13 protein-coding genes and 1 tRNA gene are annotated in these 16659 nt (G+C 39.8%); 6 read left to right on the forward strand and 8 right to left on the reverse strand.

Annotation, left to right across the window (positions count from 1 at the left end; translation table 11 throughout):
• Positions 1-128 precede the first annotated feature (128 nt).
• Together JFU56_RS14685 and JFU56_RS14690 are read left to right on the forward strand one after the other, a co-directional pair.
• Complete coding sequence (locus JFU56_RS14685; protein ID WP_198438038.1) at positions 129-1238, forward strand: OmpA family protein; 1110 nt, start codon at positions 129-131, stop codon at positions 1236-1238.
• 289 nt (positions 1239-1527) lie between these two features.
• The gene (locus JFU56_RS14690) at positions 1528-3177 is read left to right on the forward strand and encodes a response regulator (protein WP_242065967.1); all 1650 of its coding nucleotides are present in this window, start codon (positions 1528-1530) and stop codon (positions 3175-3177) included.
• Positions 3178-3274: 97 nt separating this feature from the next.
• Here JFU56_RS14690 and JFU56_RS14695 read toward each other — a convergent pair whose 3' ends face one another.
• Positions 3275-5575, reverse strand: coding sequence for an ABC transporter substrate-binding protein (locus JFU56_RS14695; RefSeq protein WP_198438040.1), 2301 nt, complete (start codon positions 5573-5575; stop codon positions 3275-3277).
• A 226-nt stretch (positions 5576-5801) separates the two neighbouring features.
• On the opposite strand from JFU56_RS14695, the gene JFU56_RS14700 reads away from it, so the two are divergent.
• Positions 5802-5878 (forward strand) — tRNA-Arg (locus JFU56_RS14700).
• Between the two features lie 3 nt (positions 5879-5881).
• On the opposite strand, the gene JFU56_RS14705 is transcribed toward JFU56_RS14700, so the two are convergent.
• Positions 5882-7495 (reverse strand): SulP family inorganic anion transporter, encoded by a 1614-nt coding sequence (locus JFU56_RS14705; RefSeq protein WP_198438065.1) that lies wholly within the window; start codon positions 7493-7495, stop codon positions 5882-5884.
• A 221-nt stretch (positions 7496-7716) separates the two neighbouring features.
• Between JFU56_RS14705 and JFU56_RS14710 the strand changes: the two genes are divergently transcribed.
• Positions 7717-8661, forward strand: a complete 945-nt coding sequence (locus tag JFU56_RS14710) for a LysR family transcriptional regulator (protein WP_198438041.1) — start codon at positions 7717-7719, stop codon at positions 8659-8661.
• A 90-nt stretch (positions 8662-8751) separates the two neighbouring features.
• On the opposite strand, the gene JFU56_RS14715 is transcribed toward JFU56_RS14710, so the two are convergent.
• Together JFU56_RS14715 and JFU56_RS14720 are read right to left on the reverse strand one after the other, a co-directional pair.
• Complete coding sequence (locus JFU56_RS14715; RefSeq protein WP_198438042.1) at positions 8752-9408, reverse strand: NAD(P)H-dependent oxidoreductase; 657 nt, start codon at positions 9406-9408, stop codon at positions 8752-8754.
• A 62-nt stretch (positions 9409-9470) separates the two neighbouring features.
• Positions 9471-9764: a putative quinol monooxygenase gene (locus JFU56_RS14720; protein ID WP_198438043.1), complete on the reverse strand. Its 294-nt coding sequence runs from the start codon at positions 9762-9764 to the stop codon at positions 9471-9473.
• Positions 9765-9872: 108 nt separating this feature from the next.
• Between JFU56_RS14720 and JFU56_RS14725 the strand changes: the two genes are divergently transcribed.
• Positions 9873-10766, forward strand: a complete 894-nt coding sequence (locus tag JFU56_RS14725) for a LysR family transcriptional regulator (RefSeq protein WP_198438044.1) — start codon at positions 9873-9875, stop codon at positions 10764-10766.
• Positions 10767-10854: 88 nt separating this feature from the next.
• Positions 10855-12072, forward strand: a complete 1218-nt coding sequence (locus JFU56_RS14730; RefSeq protein ID WP_198438045.1) for a Xaa-Pro peptidase family protein — start codon at positions 10855-10857, stop codon at positions 12070-12072.
• Between the two features lie 92 nt (positions 12073-12164).
• Here JFU56_RS14730 and JFU56_RS14735 read toward each other — a convergent pair whose 3' ends face one another.
• The 4 genes from JFU56_RS14735 to JFU56_RS14750 all read right to left on the reverse strand — a co-directional run.
• Entirely contained in the window at positions 12165-13442 is a 1278-nt protein-coding gene (locus JFU56_RS14735) for a diguanylate cyclase (protein ID WP_198438046.1), read from the reverse strand.
• 346 nt (positions 13443-13788) lie between these two features.
• The gene (gene gfa, locus JFU56_RS14740; protein ID WP_198438047.1) at positions 13789-14394 is read right to left on the reverse strand and encodes an S-(hydroxymethyl)glutathione synthase; all 606 of its coding nucleotides are present in this window, start codon (positions 14392-14394) and stop codon (positions 13789-13791) included.
• A 12-nt stretch (positions 14395-14406) separates the two neighbouring features.
• Entirely contained in the window at positions 14407-14802 is a 396-nt protein-coding gene (locus JFU56_RS14745) for a hypothetical protein (RefSeq protein ID WP_198438048.1), read from the reverse strand.
• Between the two features lie 292 nt (positions 14803-15094).
• Positions 15095-16659, reverse strand: a 1565-nt coding sequence (locus JFU56_RS14750; RefSeq protein WP_198438049.1) for a methyl-accepting chemotaxis protein, incomplete at its 5' end; no start/stop codon positions are given.

Here is a 16659-nt window from a genome sequence, read left to right on the forward strand (position 1 = left end):
TGATCATATACTTATCTCATTCTATTGGATTTTGTGATTGGCATAATCACATTTGTAATACGCATTTATTAAATCAAGCATTTTTCATATTCGTCAACTAGCCTTGTTAAAAAACAAGGAGATAGTTGATGAACAATTTAAGTATAAAGCTAAGCGGAAAGCTAAGTTTAATCATGTGCGGTATGGTTGTATCTTTACAGCCCGTACTCGCTGAAACCGCAGGTAAAATCTATTTAAACCCAGCGGTTGGTTATCATATGTTTGGTTCTAAACTGGGTGTTGAAGATGGTGCTGCGCTGGTTATTGGTGGTGAATATGTCATTAGCCCTAAATTTGGTGCAGAAGTCAGCTATCTTTATGGCAATTCAGACATTGATGGTGCGTCTGGTGATGTCGATAACGCGCAATATACCCTTGATGGGTTGTACTACACTCCTGAAATGGGTAATTGGCAGCCGTTTTTGAATGCCGGTATTGGCCATGGTACGTTTGATGATGGCTCTAACGATACTAAAGAAACCCAACTTAATCTCGGTCTTGGTAGTCGCTATCATTTTAATGAAAAGTGGTCGGCACGCTTACAGGCTAAAGTGATCAATAGTTTAGATGACGAGCGCTGGGACTCATTAGTTACAGCGGGCATCAGTTATGCATTTGGTGGTAAGAGTAAGGCCGCGCCAGTCGTATTACTTGATGGTGATGGTGACGCCGTCCTTGATGAAAATGATCAATGTCTTAGCACGCCTAGTGGTGTTTATGTTGATACTTCGGGTTGTGCATTCGATCGTGATGGCGACGGTATTCCCGATTACCTTGATCAATGTCCGGATAGTCCGTCGTTGGATAATTTAGATGCTAATGGCTGTGCGATTGTTGTTGCTGCAATAGCGCAACCTGAATCGATCAAGTTAGAAGTACACTTTGCTAATAACTCGGCTGAAATTCCAGAAAGTGCGAAAGATGAGATTAAAGCCGTTGCTGATTTAATGACGCAGTTCCCTAATGCAAATGTTGAAATTGAAGGACATTCGGATAGTAGTGGTAATGCTGATTACAATAAGAAACTATCACAACGCCGGGCTGATGCGGTTCGCGATACTATCGTGAATGAATATGGTGTTGAAGATTCACGTGTTTCTGCTACAGGTTATGGGCAAGAAAACCCCATTGCCAGCAATAGCACAAAAGAAGGGCGTTTAGAGAATCGCCGAGTGATTGCTAATATGAGTTATAAATAACATAAATTAGTTTAGTCATGTTCTGTTAGAACAGGAATGAGTATCACGCCAGCGCAAGCTGGCTTTTTTATATTTGATGATTAATAGAGCTGACCCATTATCGATGTCGATTCTTTAATGGCACTATTTCACCTCAATATCACATATGACTGATGTTTTATTAGGTGTTAGCGGTAAAATTATGTTTAAAACACTTTAACCACTTTATTTACAAGGTAAATACGGGCGGACAGGTTTGCTTGTCCTATATTTATAAAGGGATATGTTTCAGATGGATTTGGAGTGTAGTGTGATTAATAAAAAACGATTTTTAGTTATTGATGACTCAGTCGTCACGATCTCTCTAATGCGATGGATTTTAAACGGTGCTGGAATTGCAAATGAACTCATTGATAGCACAACGGACAGTTTAAAAGCCATTCGTTTATTGTCTCAGCATCGTTATGATGTGGTTATTTGCGATTATAATATGAATCATCATATTGATGGCGCGCTTATTTTTGATGAAGCCAAGCAGCGTAAATTAATTGCATCTGAAACTGTCTTTATTTGCGTGACAGGGGACTGCACCCTTTCTGTTGTTACGCACTTTATTGAATTAGAACCGGATGATTATTTACTTAAGCCTTTCTGTGCAAAAGATTTTATTCATCGCATTGAACTTGTGTTAGCGCGTAAAGCGATCATAGCACCCTTATTATCAGGGATGGAAAATCAAGACTATCAGCCAGTTTTAAGCTTATGCGAGCAGTTCCGTCATAGTCATCCTGAGTATGTGACGTATATAAACCGTATTTATGGTGATTGTTTATTACGATTAAAGCGCCATGATGAGGCATTGTTCTTTTACCGAAAATCGTGTGCAGAAACTAACAGTGTTTGGTCTGAAATAGGACTGGGGCAAACTTACCAATCATTAGGGGATCTAGATAAAGCGGAAGATATTTTCAATAAGATATTATCGAAGCATCCTCGCCAACCAGTCGCCCGACAAAGTCTTGCAAATTGTATGATGGTCAGGGATAAATTACCGGATGCGATCCGAGAGTTTAATAAGGTGCATAAGATTAACCCTGCCAATCCTCATCGTGAGTTAATACTCGCTAATTTGTATACCGCACTGCAACAACACAGTAAGGCCGCTGCAGGCTTTCAACGCTTTATTACCAAAGTTGAGAGTACGAGTCGTTATAGTTATGGTGTTGCAATGAATACCTATGTATCGCTCTTGCTGGCAAGTTTATATACAGATTCGAGTAAAGAGCACGCTGAGCTGCTCAGTCAGGCGCAATATAAACTCCACGGCTATAGTGTAAATACTGAAGATGACAGTGCTGCGGAGTTCAATTTGTTAGTAGGGCTTGGCATCCTGGCCTATATTAATGGTGACATTAAGAATGCGTTGATTGTTATACATAAAATAAAAGAAAATAAACAAGTAACCGCAGACTTTTATACTGAGTTAAACATTGCGCGTTTGTTTGGACTATGTGGGATCCCCGAATTATATGAGAAATCGGTCGGACGAGCGCAGGGGCTATGTAAAGAGACTAATGATGATATCTTAATGTTGAGCCAAATAAAGATGCTAGAAGGTGCTAAAAGTGAAGTCCAACAACGTTTGCAAGAAGGGAGGGAATTGACCGATAAAGCACAAGAAAAAAGGCAAGAAAATGCAGCAAATCTTGCTATTAAGTATGCCTATAAAGCCTTTCAACGGGTCCCGTTTAATTATAATAATTGTCGTTTAATTATTGAACTTACGGCATTGGCTACACCTTCTGAATCACAGTCAGAAACGAGCATTCATGAGCGTGAAACTATCCTTAAATCTTGTGATTGGATTTACGAAAATGATAACCGTCCAACGACTGAAGAGAAGCGTTGTACCCATGAATTATTTCACCTTGCCCTTGGTAAGATAAGTGTTGGCGTTTGATTTAATACTCGCGTTAATACGAACTAATCATTTGTTAAAGCATTGGTAAAGCGGGGCAGGGTTCTGGTATTCTCTTACCGACTTTATCTAACATGCACTACTGCTGTTTATTTAATAACTGTTCGGCTAATACTTGATGCAAGTTATCTAATTCTATTGGCTTACCTAAATGCGCGTCAAAACCAGAGTTTAAATAATCTGTAATGTCTTTTTCCATGACATTAGCCGTTAACGCTATAATCGGTGGGCAATTCGTTATTTGTTTAATTATTTTACAAGCCGTGACGCCATCCATCACGGGCATTTGAATATCCATTAAAATTAAATCGATTTTTGTTTCTTTAGCTTTAGTAACCGCCATCAATCCATTGTCGGCTAATAGCAGATTCGCTTTAGTCTCATTGAGCATTTTTTTTACGATTAGTTGATTAATTTTATTATCCTCAACAATCATAATTGTATAGTCGGATAATTCAGGTACAAATTGTTGTGGTTTCGTCTCTTTAATTGTCGTCGTATCTTTAGCTGGCGCTTTAATTAAGGGTAAACTAAAACCAAAACAAGTGCCTTCTCCTTCAATGCTTCGAACATTAATAGCACCTTTCATCAAATCGATGAGCACCTGAGTAATCGCCATACCTAAACCTGTGCCGCCATATTTACGCGTGGTTGATGTATCGGCTTGTGTAAAGCGGTTAAATAGCTTATCTAGCGTATCTTCACTCATACCAATACCAGAATCTTTGACTTCGATATATACAGATTGGTCTTGCTTATTTTCGATAACGACTTCAATGGTTCCATTTTTAGTAAATTTGACAGCGTTTGACAATATATTGAGTAAAATTTGTCGTATACGTATCGGATCGCCAAACCAATTTTGCTCTTTGTTATGATAAACCAATGTAATTTTTGTTGTTTGTACGGTACTTTTTTGTGATAAGTCAGCAATAACAGACTGAGTAAGCTTAATTAAATCAAAGGGTATTATGTCAAGCTCTAACTTACCTTCTTCCATTTTTGATAAATCAAGAATATCGTTGATGATTGTTAGTAAACATTTTGCAGAATAAAGGGCCTGCTCAATAAGTTCTTTATCTTCTTCGATGACGGCTTTTTGATTTAGGATCTGTAAACTACCGTATATACCATTCATCGGCGTTCTGATTTCATGGCTCATATTTGCCAGAAAAAGTGATTTAACTTTATTCGCATTATCCGCTTCTAATTTAGCGACTTCTAACTGGTTATTTTTATGATTAATCTGCTCTATGTGCTTAGCCAATTCAATATTGTTTATTGATAATGCATTTGTTTTTTCTTTCACAACTTTTTTGAGCTTGTAATTAAAAATGATGACACTAATAAGAATGAGTACTAATAGTACGACGATGCCAAATATAACAAGCAGCGTTTTTGTGCTTAGTTGCTTTGTCGTATTTTCATAACTACTTATTGTTAAGCCATCTAAAGCGCTTGAGTTGGGTGCTAAAGCTAAGTCTTTATAGACATTGGCAATACGTATAAACCTTTGTTCATGCATAGTCCCCAACGGCACATAATTCGATTTTATAATACTTTTAGTCGCTTGAGCTTCGAGTAAAAGGAGTTTTTTCACTGCTTGTTTATTATATTTTTCAATGATTAAATCAACCGCTTCTTTTGGGTGATCTAAGGCATATTGCCATCCTTTTAAACTTGCTCTTACGAATGCTTTTACTCTTTCTGGCTTTTTTCTGACATTCGATTCACTGGTGAAAATCAAGTCACCATAAAAGTCGATACCATAGCTACTTGGATCGAGAATATTAATACCTACCCCCATATCTCTATAACTTAATATCTGGTCGGTTTTATAAGCAGACATCACATCAGCATCGCCTTTAATAAGCGACATGTTGTCAAAATTATGAGGGACATGGGTGTACTCACTATTACTCATTCCAGCAAGGGCGATTATGGCTATTAATGCCGCATCATCAACATTTCGTTGAAACATAATACGTTTATCGACTAGATCATAAATACTGGTAATATTTTTACTTTTTAATGACATGAATACCAATGGACTTTCTTGAAAAACAGTTGACGCAATAACGACAGGCAGACCTTTGAGTCGCTGTAAAACGATACTCGAGTCAGCAATACCATAATCAGCTCTGCCGCTGGTAACATCATCAAATGGTGATGATGTTAGGTCACGTTCTCTTATCTCAACATCAAAACCTTCATTGGCATAAAAGCCCTTTTCTTTCGCAATATAGTAACCAGCAAATTGGAATTGATGCATCCATTTTAATTGTAATGAGACTTCTTCAAGCGCAAATACTGGTGAGGCAGTGAATAACAATATACTCAAACTAATTGATTTTCTTAACTCGCTAAAGCGAAATGACATGTTGCAGCCCTTATATGGCTATCAGGTATAAATTTAATGAAGCTTTATAGAAATAAATTATAGTGTAGTTTTAAGTATTAACGAACAATATTAGTTATTTGAATGACTTTGTTCACGGCGGAGTGCTTGTTTATAAAGACCCTCTTTAAGAGGGGTTAATCGAAAAAGGATAATTAGATGGTTGCGATATGGTTACGTAACATAGTATAGTTATCAAATATTTAAAGTCTCCTTAGCTCAGCTGGATAGAGCGGCTCCCTCCTAAGGAGCAGGCCACAGGTTCGAATCCTGTAGGGGACACCATCTCTACAAATGCTCAAGCGCTGACTGTAATGCTTGCTCCCGCGATGTGCAGTGATTGTCATTTGGGATCAAACTTAATACGTTTAACTTATCTAATCGCTCACGTGTATCGGTATTAGGGCATAACAATAACACCTCACAGTTAGCATCTAACGCATCTTTTATGGCGTTCTCGAGTGCCAGACCCACTGTGACATCTATCATCGGCACATCACTTAAATCTAATATCATTACTTCATAATCGCCAATGCTGGCATGCTGGCGCGATATTGCTTTAGATACGCTAAATATCATCGGCCCTGATAAGTAGAAAAATAATACTTTGCCATTGGCTTTATCTAATATGGCGCGTTCAGTTTTGGTCAATGGCACATCGTTATCAGTATCGCTAATGCCTTTAACTTGGCGTGCTTGTGCTCGACTTAATTGCTCAATAATGATGATATTAGAAATAAAGACCCCTAGGCCGACAGCAACAATCAAATCAACAAATACGGTGAGTAGCATAACGCCGTACATGATCACCATACCTTGAATACTGACCTTGTGCGCCCGCTGAATGAAGCTCCAATCTAAAATGTTAAAACCGACATACACAGCGATCCCGGCCAATACCGCCATCGGGATCGGTTCTGTTAATCCGCCCGCGACTAATACCACTAGTGTTAACACAAGCGCTCGAACCATACCAGACAGTGGCGAACGTGCACCAACCTGTATGTTGGTTACTGTGCCCATGGTTGCCCCTGCACCTGGTAGCGCACCGAATAATCCAGAGAGCATATTCGCAATACCTTGACCGCGCAGTTCTTTATCTGAATCGTGTTCTTTACGTGTTAATGAGTCACCAATGACGGCAGTTAACAAGGTATCAATACAACCTAATGTACCAAGTACCAAGGCATCGATAACCATGGTCGTGAACATGTCGGCATTAAAATGCGGCATTACTAATGACGGTAACCCTGCTGGGATCTCTCCGATGCGGCGGATACTGTCGGTATCAAAAAATATGACTGATAACAGTGTGACGGCTACTAACGCGACCAGTTGTGCGGGCACATACTTGCGGTATTGTTTGGGAAAATAAAACAGTACGGCTAAAGTGAGTAAACCTAAAAATAGCTCACTGAAACTGACATTCTTAACGGTGTCTGGCAGTGCAGATAAAGTACCTACAACACCACCAGACGGCGCTGCATGGCCTAATAGTGGCGATAATTGTAAGATGATTAGAATAACGCCGATACCAGACATAAAACCAGAGATGACACTGTAAGGCATTAATGTGACATATTTTCCCAGCTTTAGGGTGCCGAGTAAAATTTGAAAGGCACCAGCCATCATGACGACAGTGAAGGACATCGCCATGCCAGTTTCTGGATATTTAGCCATCATACTGGTGAGTACGGCCGTCATGATCACTGTCATTGGCCCGGTTGGCTCTGAAATTAACGTCGTTGAACCACCAAAAAGTGCAGCGAAAAATCCGACCATAATCGCGCCCCAAAGGCCAGCCTCAGCACCTGCGCCAGAGGCCACACCAAAGGCAAGGGCTAATGGCAGCGAGATGATCGCGGTAGTGACACCGCCAAACATATCACCTTTTAAATTCATACTGTCAAAACGATGTCCAAACAAAGTTCAAATCTCCGTATCTAAACTGCAATTAAAGGGTCTACATCCCTACATAGCTAACGAGCCTTTAGTTAGGTGGATTATGACAATAAATAGATATAGATAAAAATAGATATTATCTATCTTTGCTATAGACTAATATCTATATTGGTTTGTTCTTCGTTAGCGTTAGTAAGCAATCATAGAGTAATGGAGTTGTTATGAAGTCACGTATTCACGCTCATGTTGGCACGATGAGACAGCTTGAGATCTTGTTGGCAGTGCATGATCAGGGCAGTATTAATGAGGCTGCTAAAGCGTTATTTTTAACCCAGCCGACAGTGTCAATTCAGATGCGTAAACTCAGTGATGCGATTGGCGAGCCCTTGTATAAATTTGTAAACCGCCAGCTCGTTTTTACCGATGTGGGCTTAGAATTAGTGAAAACAGCGGTCGAAGTACTCGATAGTTTTGCGCGTTTAGATATAACTCTGGGCAATATACGCAAGGTTAAACCAGGTACGCTAAGGTTGGCTGTGGTGACTACATCGAAGTATTTTATTCCGCATTTACTGGGGCCTTTCTGCGAGCAATTTCCTGATGTAGATATTCAATTAAACATTGGTAATCGGGAGAAAACCATTGAACGGATGAAGCAGGGCGTCGATGATTTTTATGTCTTTAGTCATCCTCCTCAGGATATCGATGCGCAAAGCCTCGAATTTCTAGACAATCCCTTGGTGGCGATTGCCCATCAAGAGCATCCGCTCGGCAAGCGTAAATCAATCAGTTTAGCTGACTTGTGTGATGAACCTTTTTTAATGCGAGAAAAAGGCTCGGGTACGCGATATGCGATTGAAGAATTGTTTAAAAAGCATGGTTTGAAACCGAATATAAAAATGACAATAGAAAGTAACGAAGCCATTAAACATGCTGTGATGTCTAAATTAGGCATCACTATTATTTCTGCTCATACGCTTACTTATGGTGGTCAAAGTGGTTTGGTGCGTTTACCGGTGAAAGAATTACCGATTGATTCTCATTGGTTCTTCTTGTGGTTAATATCGAAACGTCCGACATTGATCGCCTCTGCTTTTTTAAAGCATATCGAGACCAATGGTAGAGAGTTACTGCAGAATGAGTTGGATAGAAGTGCGCTGTATTAGTTATTGCTATTTCGATTTGATAGAGCCCCTTTGAAGCTCAATATGCTGCAAAGGGATAATACAGTGGTGCTTATTCTATAGTAGAAAAGATTATAGTTTTACGATCACATCTTCCATTGCTAAGCGTGACTTAGGTGGCGCAATATTGTAATCATTTTCGGCATCTCGGTAACCAATTGCAAGTGCAACATCAGTCACGTAACCATCTAACTCGACAGCAAATTCTTTGCTTACTAATTCAGAATCAATGCCTTCCATTGGCGTTGAATCAATATTCAAACGTGCCAATGTGTGCATCGTATTACCTAGTGCTAGATAGGTTTGTGCTTTAGTCCAAGCTGATGTATCGCCATCTTCACCTGTGTTTAATTCAACAAAAGCAAACGCGCCAAAAGCACTTTCTTTGTCTTCTGGTTTAGTACGTAAATCTTCGATACCTTTGTCGATTACGGCTTCGTAGTTTGCGCGTGTATAAGTTGGATTGTGCGCAAAGATAATAATGTGTGACGCCGTCATTACATGCGGTTGGTTAAACTGGAATTTATTAGCAAAGGTATTGTGCATACGCTGTTTTGCTGCATCGCTTTCGATAATGATAAATTTCCATGGCTGTGAATTAATTGACGATGCAGATAAGCGCATTGCTTCCATTATCACGGCAAGATCGTCTTGTGATACTTGTTTTGAAGCATCAAACTTTTTAGTTGTATAACGGTTGCTTAAATCTTTGATAATTTGGTGTGTCATAATAAAACCTTAATAAATTTGTACTTAAAAATAAGTGTTCGCAAGTGATCTCGTCTATCTGTCTATGCGATCTTAGTGATTTCGTTTAGCTTGAAATTGACTACAGCACCATCAGTTGCTTGCACATACATTGCTAAATGTGGGCTATTGAGGTGAGCTTGTAATAATGCCTTGCTTTCCCAAGTTTCAACAAAAGTAAACAATGCTGGATTACTATTATCTTGATGTAAATCATATTGGATGCAACCTGCTTCAAGTCGTGTTGGTTCAACTAACTTTAATAGTTCACTTTTGACCAATTCTACTTTATCTGCTTTTGCTTCGATATTGGCAACAAGGGTTAATGGCGTCGTCATATGTATTACCTTTCATGGCATGTATTGCGTGAGTGGCGACATTATTACTGATTATTGCTATTCTACAAAGATGGTAATGCAACTAACAGTTTCAAAAATTATTTGATAATGAATATTCAAGATCTCACTCTATTTGTGCGTACAGCACAAACATGTAATATCACCGCATCCGCATTACAGTTGGACATGAGCCCTGCTGCTGCGAGTGCTGCATTAAAACGCCTAGAGAAACAGCTTGGTGTACAACTCTTTATCCGCTCTACACGTAAACTGCGTATTACTGCTGAAGGCGAGCGTTATTTATTACATTGTACTGAAGCACTCGCTGCACTAGAGAAAGGTAAAGCGTCATTAAATCAGATGCAGGGTAAGATTGCGGGTGACATTCGCTTATCGACATCGTCTGATTTAGGGCGAAATATCGTACTACCTTGGCTGGATGAAGTGATGGATATTTACCCTGAGCTCTCTATACAGTTGAATGTTGGTGATAGCTTAGCTGATTTTTTTCATGACAAAGTTGATATGGCATTACGTTATGGTGAACCGGAAGATTCATCGCTGGTGGCATTTCTGATAGCTAAGATTGATCGGGTTGTATGTGCTTCTCCAGCTTATTTAGCGCAACACGGCGAGCCTAAACATCCGAGTGAATTAACACAGCATAACTGCTTGCTCTACCGTTTTGCCGAACGCGCTTATGATACCTGGCCGTTTGCAGATAACGCCGGAAAATATGCCGTGAAAGTATCGGGCAATCGTTTAAGTAATGACGCCGACGTCGTCCATCGCTGGGTGGTGGCAGGCAAGGGTATTACGATGAAATCGCGATTAGATATGGCGGCAGATTTACGTAAAGGTAATGTTGTTGAATTACTGTCTGATTTTACTTCACCGCCTATTAGTTTATGGCTAATTTGCCCTAATCGTACTCAAGTCTCACCGGCGATGCTGATGCTGCGCGACCTATTACGCAGTAAGTGTGAGGCCGAATTAGGTTAGCGCTGTTTGGTGCTACATCTCGTCATAAAGGTATGCTACAGTGATTTAATCTATATCTCGTTAATCAAGCTGTATAATAAGGATTTTTATGACTATTGGTATTGGTGGTTCAACTGCTGCATTAGAATTAGCTAAACTGGCAGACATGACTGCTGGCGTTAAAGCGGTCTCGTTACAAGAATTCAATGATCGTATCGTGCAAGCACAAGCGATTATGCAACGCGAAGGCATTAACGCTATTTATCTTAATGCAGGTACTAATTTGTATTATTTCACTGGTATGCGTTGGGGCGCGGGTGAAAGATTAGTTGGCGCTATATTGCCTGCTATCGGTGATGTACAGTTTATTGCACCGCGTTTTGAGCAAGATACCATTAATGAGTTTATGGTTGTAAAAGGCCCGTTACATTGCTGGCATGAACATGAAAACCCTGCGCAGTTATTTGGTGAAGTGCTTGCACAACTGAATGTAACCACGGGTGTTGTCGGTATTGATGAAGCAACCGCCTTCTTTATGTTTAATAACATTCGTCATGCCAATCCACAGTTTGAATATATCGATGCGAAAGCGGTAACTGCAGGTTGTCGTCAGCAAAAGTCAGATACTGAAATTGCATTATTACAACGTGCAAAAGACATGACGTTAGAAGTGCATAAAGCTGCTGCACGTATCTTGCGTTTAGATATTTGTACTACAGAAGTTGAAGAGTTCATTCATCAAGCACATAAAGTGGTTGGTGCGCCAAAAGGCTCTTATTTCTGTATCGTGCTATTTGGTAAAGCGAGCTCGTTCCCACATGGTGTGAAAGATCCACAATTCCTAAAACAAGATGACGTGGTATTAATTGATACGGGTTGCCAGTTACATGGTTATAACTCTGATATTACGCGTACTTATGTATTTGGTGAAGCAAGTGATGAAGTGCGATCTGCCTGGTTAAGTGAAAAAAATGCCCAGCAAGCCGCATTTGATGCTGCGCAGATTAATGTGGCTTGTCAGGATGTGGATGCTGCCGCGCGCGTATCTCTAGAAGCAGATGGTTTTGGACCGGGTTATGATTTACCGGGTCTGCCACACCGAACAGGTCATGGTATTGGCTTAGATATTCATGAATGGCCATATTTAGTTGGTAACGATACAACGCCACTCGCGAAAGGCATGTGTTTCAGTAATGAACCTATGTTGGTTATCCCGGGTAAATTTGGTATTCGTTTAGAAGATCATTTCTACATGACCGATGCGGGACCACAATGGTTTACCCAACCGTCATACTCGATTGACGACCCATTTGGTTATGAAGCCTAAGGTTTTATAGGTTGAGAGTGATAGGTTAAGAGTTATGAATCAAAAGAAGCCCGCTAGACGAATCTTGCGGGTTTTATTCTTCATCGTATGTATTATAAATACATAATTTGGTTACGGCCCTTGTTCTTGGCCTTATATAGCGCTTCATCAACCCGTAAAAGTAATTCATCAAAACAGCTGTCAGTCCCAGACAATACTGTTACACCGATACTCACAGTTACCTTTAAGTCATCGCAAGTCACCGAAAAGTCATGATTTTGGAGCTTTTTTTGAATGCGCTCTGCTAAAAATATACCTTTGTCTTGTGTTGTATTTGGCAATATGATCGCAAACTCTTCTCCGCCAATCCGTGCGACAACATCTTCTCGTCGTGTTCCTTGCAATAATAGCTCAGAAATATCTATTAATACTTTGTCACCAAACGGGTGTCCGTAATTGTCGTTAAGGTGTTTAAAATGGTCGATATCAATTGAAAGAAGTGCGAGGGGTAAAGCATGACGTTGAGAGCGTGTAAATTCACGTTCAGCTTGTTCGATAAAATAACGGCGATTATATAAATTGGTTAGATAGTCAGTGTTAGCTTGCTGCTGAAATTGCTCTTTTAGCTCGTATAATTCGGTTACGTCGGTGGAGAAACCGATCAATGCGCGTTTATTATTGATGGTTATAGGGGCTTTTATACTTAAATAATGAGAAGTTCTGCCAAGATGATCGCTAACTGTTTCTTCGATTCGTTGAATACTATTGGTTTTAAAAACCTCTGCATCACTTTTATGAAAGTGGGCGGCCATCTCTTGAGGTAAAATAGAGGTTTCAAACTTGCCAATGATCTCGGTGATAGGCAGTTCAAATAGCGTTGAAACTTTGGAGTTTGCATATAAAAAGCGGCGTTCTTCATCTTTTATATACACAGATGCTGGAATATTATTTAATACGGTATCGAGTAACTGTTTTTGCTCATTGTTTAAATCGCGTAGCTGTTTTTCGATGGTGATGTCTGTCGAGATCCCTGAAATTCCACATACTTGGCCATCATCGTCGAATAGTGGGCTCTTTATCGTCTGGTAAATTCGTTGCTCACCGCTTGATTTTATATAATTGGTTTCTTCTGTGTTGATGGCTGTGGCGGTTTGCATGACCTGATGGTCATTTTTTTTAATATGGTTAGAAATATCTAGATCGAAGAATTGGGTATCATCGAATCCGATGACTTCTTCTAAAGGCTTATTAAAAAGTTGGAGAACAGCTAGATTTACGTAGGTATAACGACCTTGCAGATCTTTGGTAAATATATAGGCGCCTAAAGTATTACAAACTTGCTTTAGTGCTGCTAATTGTTGTGCTGTTGAATCATTGTGATGTGATTGCACTTAAATTCTGTCTCCATTATGTTTTATCAAATTTGAGAATAATTAATGCTAAAACACTAATTAAAAACAAAGTGATACTAATTCCATTTTAGTAATTTTATTTTGTAATTAACATAGAACAAATTAAGTTTTGATTATATATCAGTTGCTTACAAAACGCCCCTTAAATTTAAGAGTTATATTATGATAAATAATAATATGTGAGGGTAATCTAGAATGGCTATCATAGGAGAGCGGGAATAAAGTACTGTATAGACCTGAATACATGAACAAAAATCAACCCCGTTATTTAACATTGTTACTTGTAATAACGAGGCTGAGCATACATTTTTCTTAGCTGTATGGGCTATTTACTGTTAGCAACGTGCGCTGCAATTACATCCATTAATGTCGGCGATAGACAGTCATAAGATTCAAGACCGAGTACGCTCAATTGTGCTCTGATTGCCGCCATGTCTTTTGGATTTGTGCCTGTTTCAATGATTGATGAAACAAATGCAGCGAACTCTGGTGCAGACCAACCTTTGTCGTTAGATAGTTCTGTATGAACGAAGTCTAAACCAAAGAATGGGTGTGTTTTATCTTCAATGCGACCATACATGTGAACGCCACAATCTTTACACGCAAAGCGCTGGATAGTCGCCGTTGCGTCAACGACATTTAGTTTATTCGCGTTGCTTGTTACGCTTAATTTGTCTTTTGATACGACAGCAACTTGCGAAAATAAGGCACCTTTAGGTTTCCAGCATTTTGAACAACCACATGCATGGTTATGTGCTGTTTGGCTGTCTATTTTTGCTGTTACTTTATTGCTGCTACATTGGCACTGTAGCGTGCCGCCGTTAAAGTTGCTTACTGTTGGTGCTATACCAGCGTCCATTGCTGGGTGGATCTTGATATTACTTGTTGTGCAAAATGTATTTTTACATTTGCTGATGATTTTATTTATCATGTTTAATTCCTATTAATTTGATGCAGGTGCGAATGATGCGTCAGCGTTTCTGTGTGCTGTGTAGATAGCTTCGCCATTACTTTCGGCATCAAAAATTACGACTGTATATGGTGAGAACAGTAGTACATCACCAACTTCGGCTACGTATTTGTTATTGTCAGCATCACGCACAACGATCTTGCCTTTAGTGATAACTTTGTATTCAACTGAATCGTAAGCGTATTCAAATTCAACACCTGGTTCCATTGTGAAGTGACCAATCGTTAATGCGTTGCTATTGTTGGTTACGGCAACTTCTGCCATGTCACTTTTAAGGCCTTCGACTTCAAGCAATTTGCTTAGGTCATTTAATTTGAATGAACCTGACTTTAAAAGAAAAATACCTGGTTTGTTCGTTAATGTAGACATTTAATATCCTTTATTTAATCAAGTCACAAGTGTGTTGATTATTGAGTTTGGAAAGTTGTTTCGGTTTCGATGGGGGCATTCTACATTTGGACGAGGACAAAACAATACACTGAAATGGTAAAACATTGTTACCTTAAAGGTAATAATCAATCAATAAGTCGCTGTTTAATTTTACATTGTTGTTTTTGTGGTGGTTATTATTTGAGTTGACGGTTATTATTGTTGAGTTCTGAGGGGGTTGTGATGGCTACTTGATTATACCAAGTGCCATCACTTTAGCGTTTTTTAGGAATTACGCGTAGGTTGCATTGAGTTTAAAGCGGGATAACATGGATTTTAGTAATTCAGCTTGTTGGGACAGTTGTTCGGCAGCTGCAGCACTTTCTTGTGCAGTGCTGTTGTTTTGTTTGGTAACGCCGTCTACTTCGCTAACGCCTTGGTTAATTTCTTCTGCACCGATTGCTTGTTCGTTACTTGCTAGTGCGATTTGTTCAACCAGGACGGTGGTTTGACTGACACTTTCAAAAATGCTTTTTAAACTTTCAGCTGTTTGGGTGGCAATCAAGCTACCATTTTTGGTTTTCTCGACAGAACTTGCGATCAGTTTTGAGGTTTCTTCGGCAGCCGTTGTACTTCTAGCGGCTAATTGGCGGACTTCATCTGCGACCACTGCGAAACCTCGACCTTGTTCACCTGCACGCGCCGCTTCGATAGCAGCATTCAAGGCGAGCAAATTGGTTTGATCGGCAATGTCATCAATGGTATTGATGAAGTCTGCGATACTTTCACTGGCATGCGATATTTCAGCCATTGCAGCAATCATGGTTTCCATTTTTTCGATACCTTGTTCTGCCGAGCCTTGGGCAAGCGTCGCTAATTCTTGTGCTTGGTTTGCGCTTTGTGCATTTTCGCCGATTTGAGTACTCAATTGGTTTAATGATGCGGAGATGTTCTCTAGACTTACTGCCTGAGCAGATGCTCCTTCAGATAAAGTTGCACTGGTTTCTGAGACGTGGTAACTGCCCTGTGATATCTCAACACTGGTTAGCTGAGTTTGGCCTAAGACTTCATTTAAGTTAGTGGTCATTTCTTGTAATGCTAAGCCTACTGAGTCTTGATCTGAGGCTAACATGACTTTATTATCGAGTTCGCCTGCCGCGATTGTTTGTGCGAGTGTCGCTTTCTCTTTCAGGTTGGCAATCATGCTTTTCATTTCAGCAAAAATACCACGGTCATTACCATCACTTTTTAATTCTATGCTTAAGTCGCCTTTAGCGACAGTCTTGGCTATTTCAGCAATGTACGCAGGTTCACCACCAAGCAAATTCATAATATGACGGGTGAGCCAGACCGCAATGATAATGCCTGTAATAATAGCGAGTATTGTACCTAAAATAGTGGTGTTAATTACGGTAGATTCAGTTTTTTCCAACTCGAGCATTCTAGCATTCATTAAGCTTGTTTCTCGTTGCTTAAAGGTTTTTATTTGTTCGCGGAATTTATCAAAATACACCTTACCTTTAGCTTCACCAACAAGGTCTGCCATATCATTCATCGTCTTGGCATCACCTATGCTACGGCGTAGGGCGATTTGTTTTTCAACGACTTTCGCTATCCATTCATCAATGGTTGATTTACTCGAATTTAATAATGCTACTTGAGCTGGGTTGTCAGACACAGTGCTGGATAATTGCGTGATCAAGCTATAAAATTGCTCTTTACCTTGGTTATAAGGTGATAAAAATTCGTCTTCTCCTGCAAGTAAGAAACCGCGCATACCTGTTTCCATATTAACCGCCGATGCGACGATGGCTTGTGCTGTGGCGATGACTCGATAAGTGTGTTCAACTCGTTGAC

It is taken from the genome of Moritella sp. F3, from assembly GCF_015082335.1.
GTDB lineage: Bacteria > Pseudomonadota > Gammaproteobacteria > Enterobacterales > Moritellaceae > Moritella.

Bases quoted from the DNA above. Each gene is read 5' to 3' on its own strand.
- JFU56_RS14685 (WP_198438038.1), top strand. From the start codon at position 129: ATGAACAATTTAAGTATAAAGCTAAGCGGAAAGCTAAGTTTAATCATG.
- JFU56_RS14695 (WP_198438040.1), bottom strand. From the start codon at position 5,575: ATGTCATTTCGCTTTAGCGAGTTAAGAAAATCAATTAGTTTGAGTATA.
- JFU56_RS14705 (WP_198438065.1), bottom strand. From the start codon at position 7,495: ATGAATTTAAAAGGTGATATGTTTGGCGGTGTCACTACCGCGATCATC.
- JFU56_RS14710 (WP_198438041.1), top strand. From the start codon at position 7,717: ATGAAGTCACGTATTCACGCTCATGTTGGCACGATGAGACAGCTTGAG.
- JFU56_RS14715 (WP_198438042.1), bottom strand. From the start codon at position 9,408: ATGACACACCAAATTATCAAAGATTTAAGCAACCGTTATACAACTAAA.
- JFU56_RS14720 (WP_198438043.1), bottom strand. From the start codon at position 9,764: ATGACGACGCCATTAACCCTTGTTGCCAATATCGAAGCAAAAGCAGAT.
- JFU56_RS14725 (WP_198438044.1), top strand. From the start codon at position 9,873: ATGAATATTCAAGATCTCACTCTATTTGTGCGTACAGCACAAACATGT.
- JFU56_RS14730 (WP_198438045.1), top strand. From the start codon at position 10,855: ATGACTATTGGTATTGGTGGTTCAACTGCTGCATTAGAATTAGCTAAA.
- gfa (WP_198438047.1), bottom strand. From the start codon at position 14,394: ATGATAAATAAAATCATCAGCAAATGTAAAAATACATTTTGCACAACA.
- JFU56_RS14745 (WP_198438048.1), bottom strand. From the start codon at position 14,802: ATGTCTACATTAACGAACAAACCAGGTATTTTTCTTTTAAAGTCAGGT.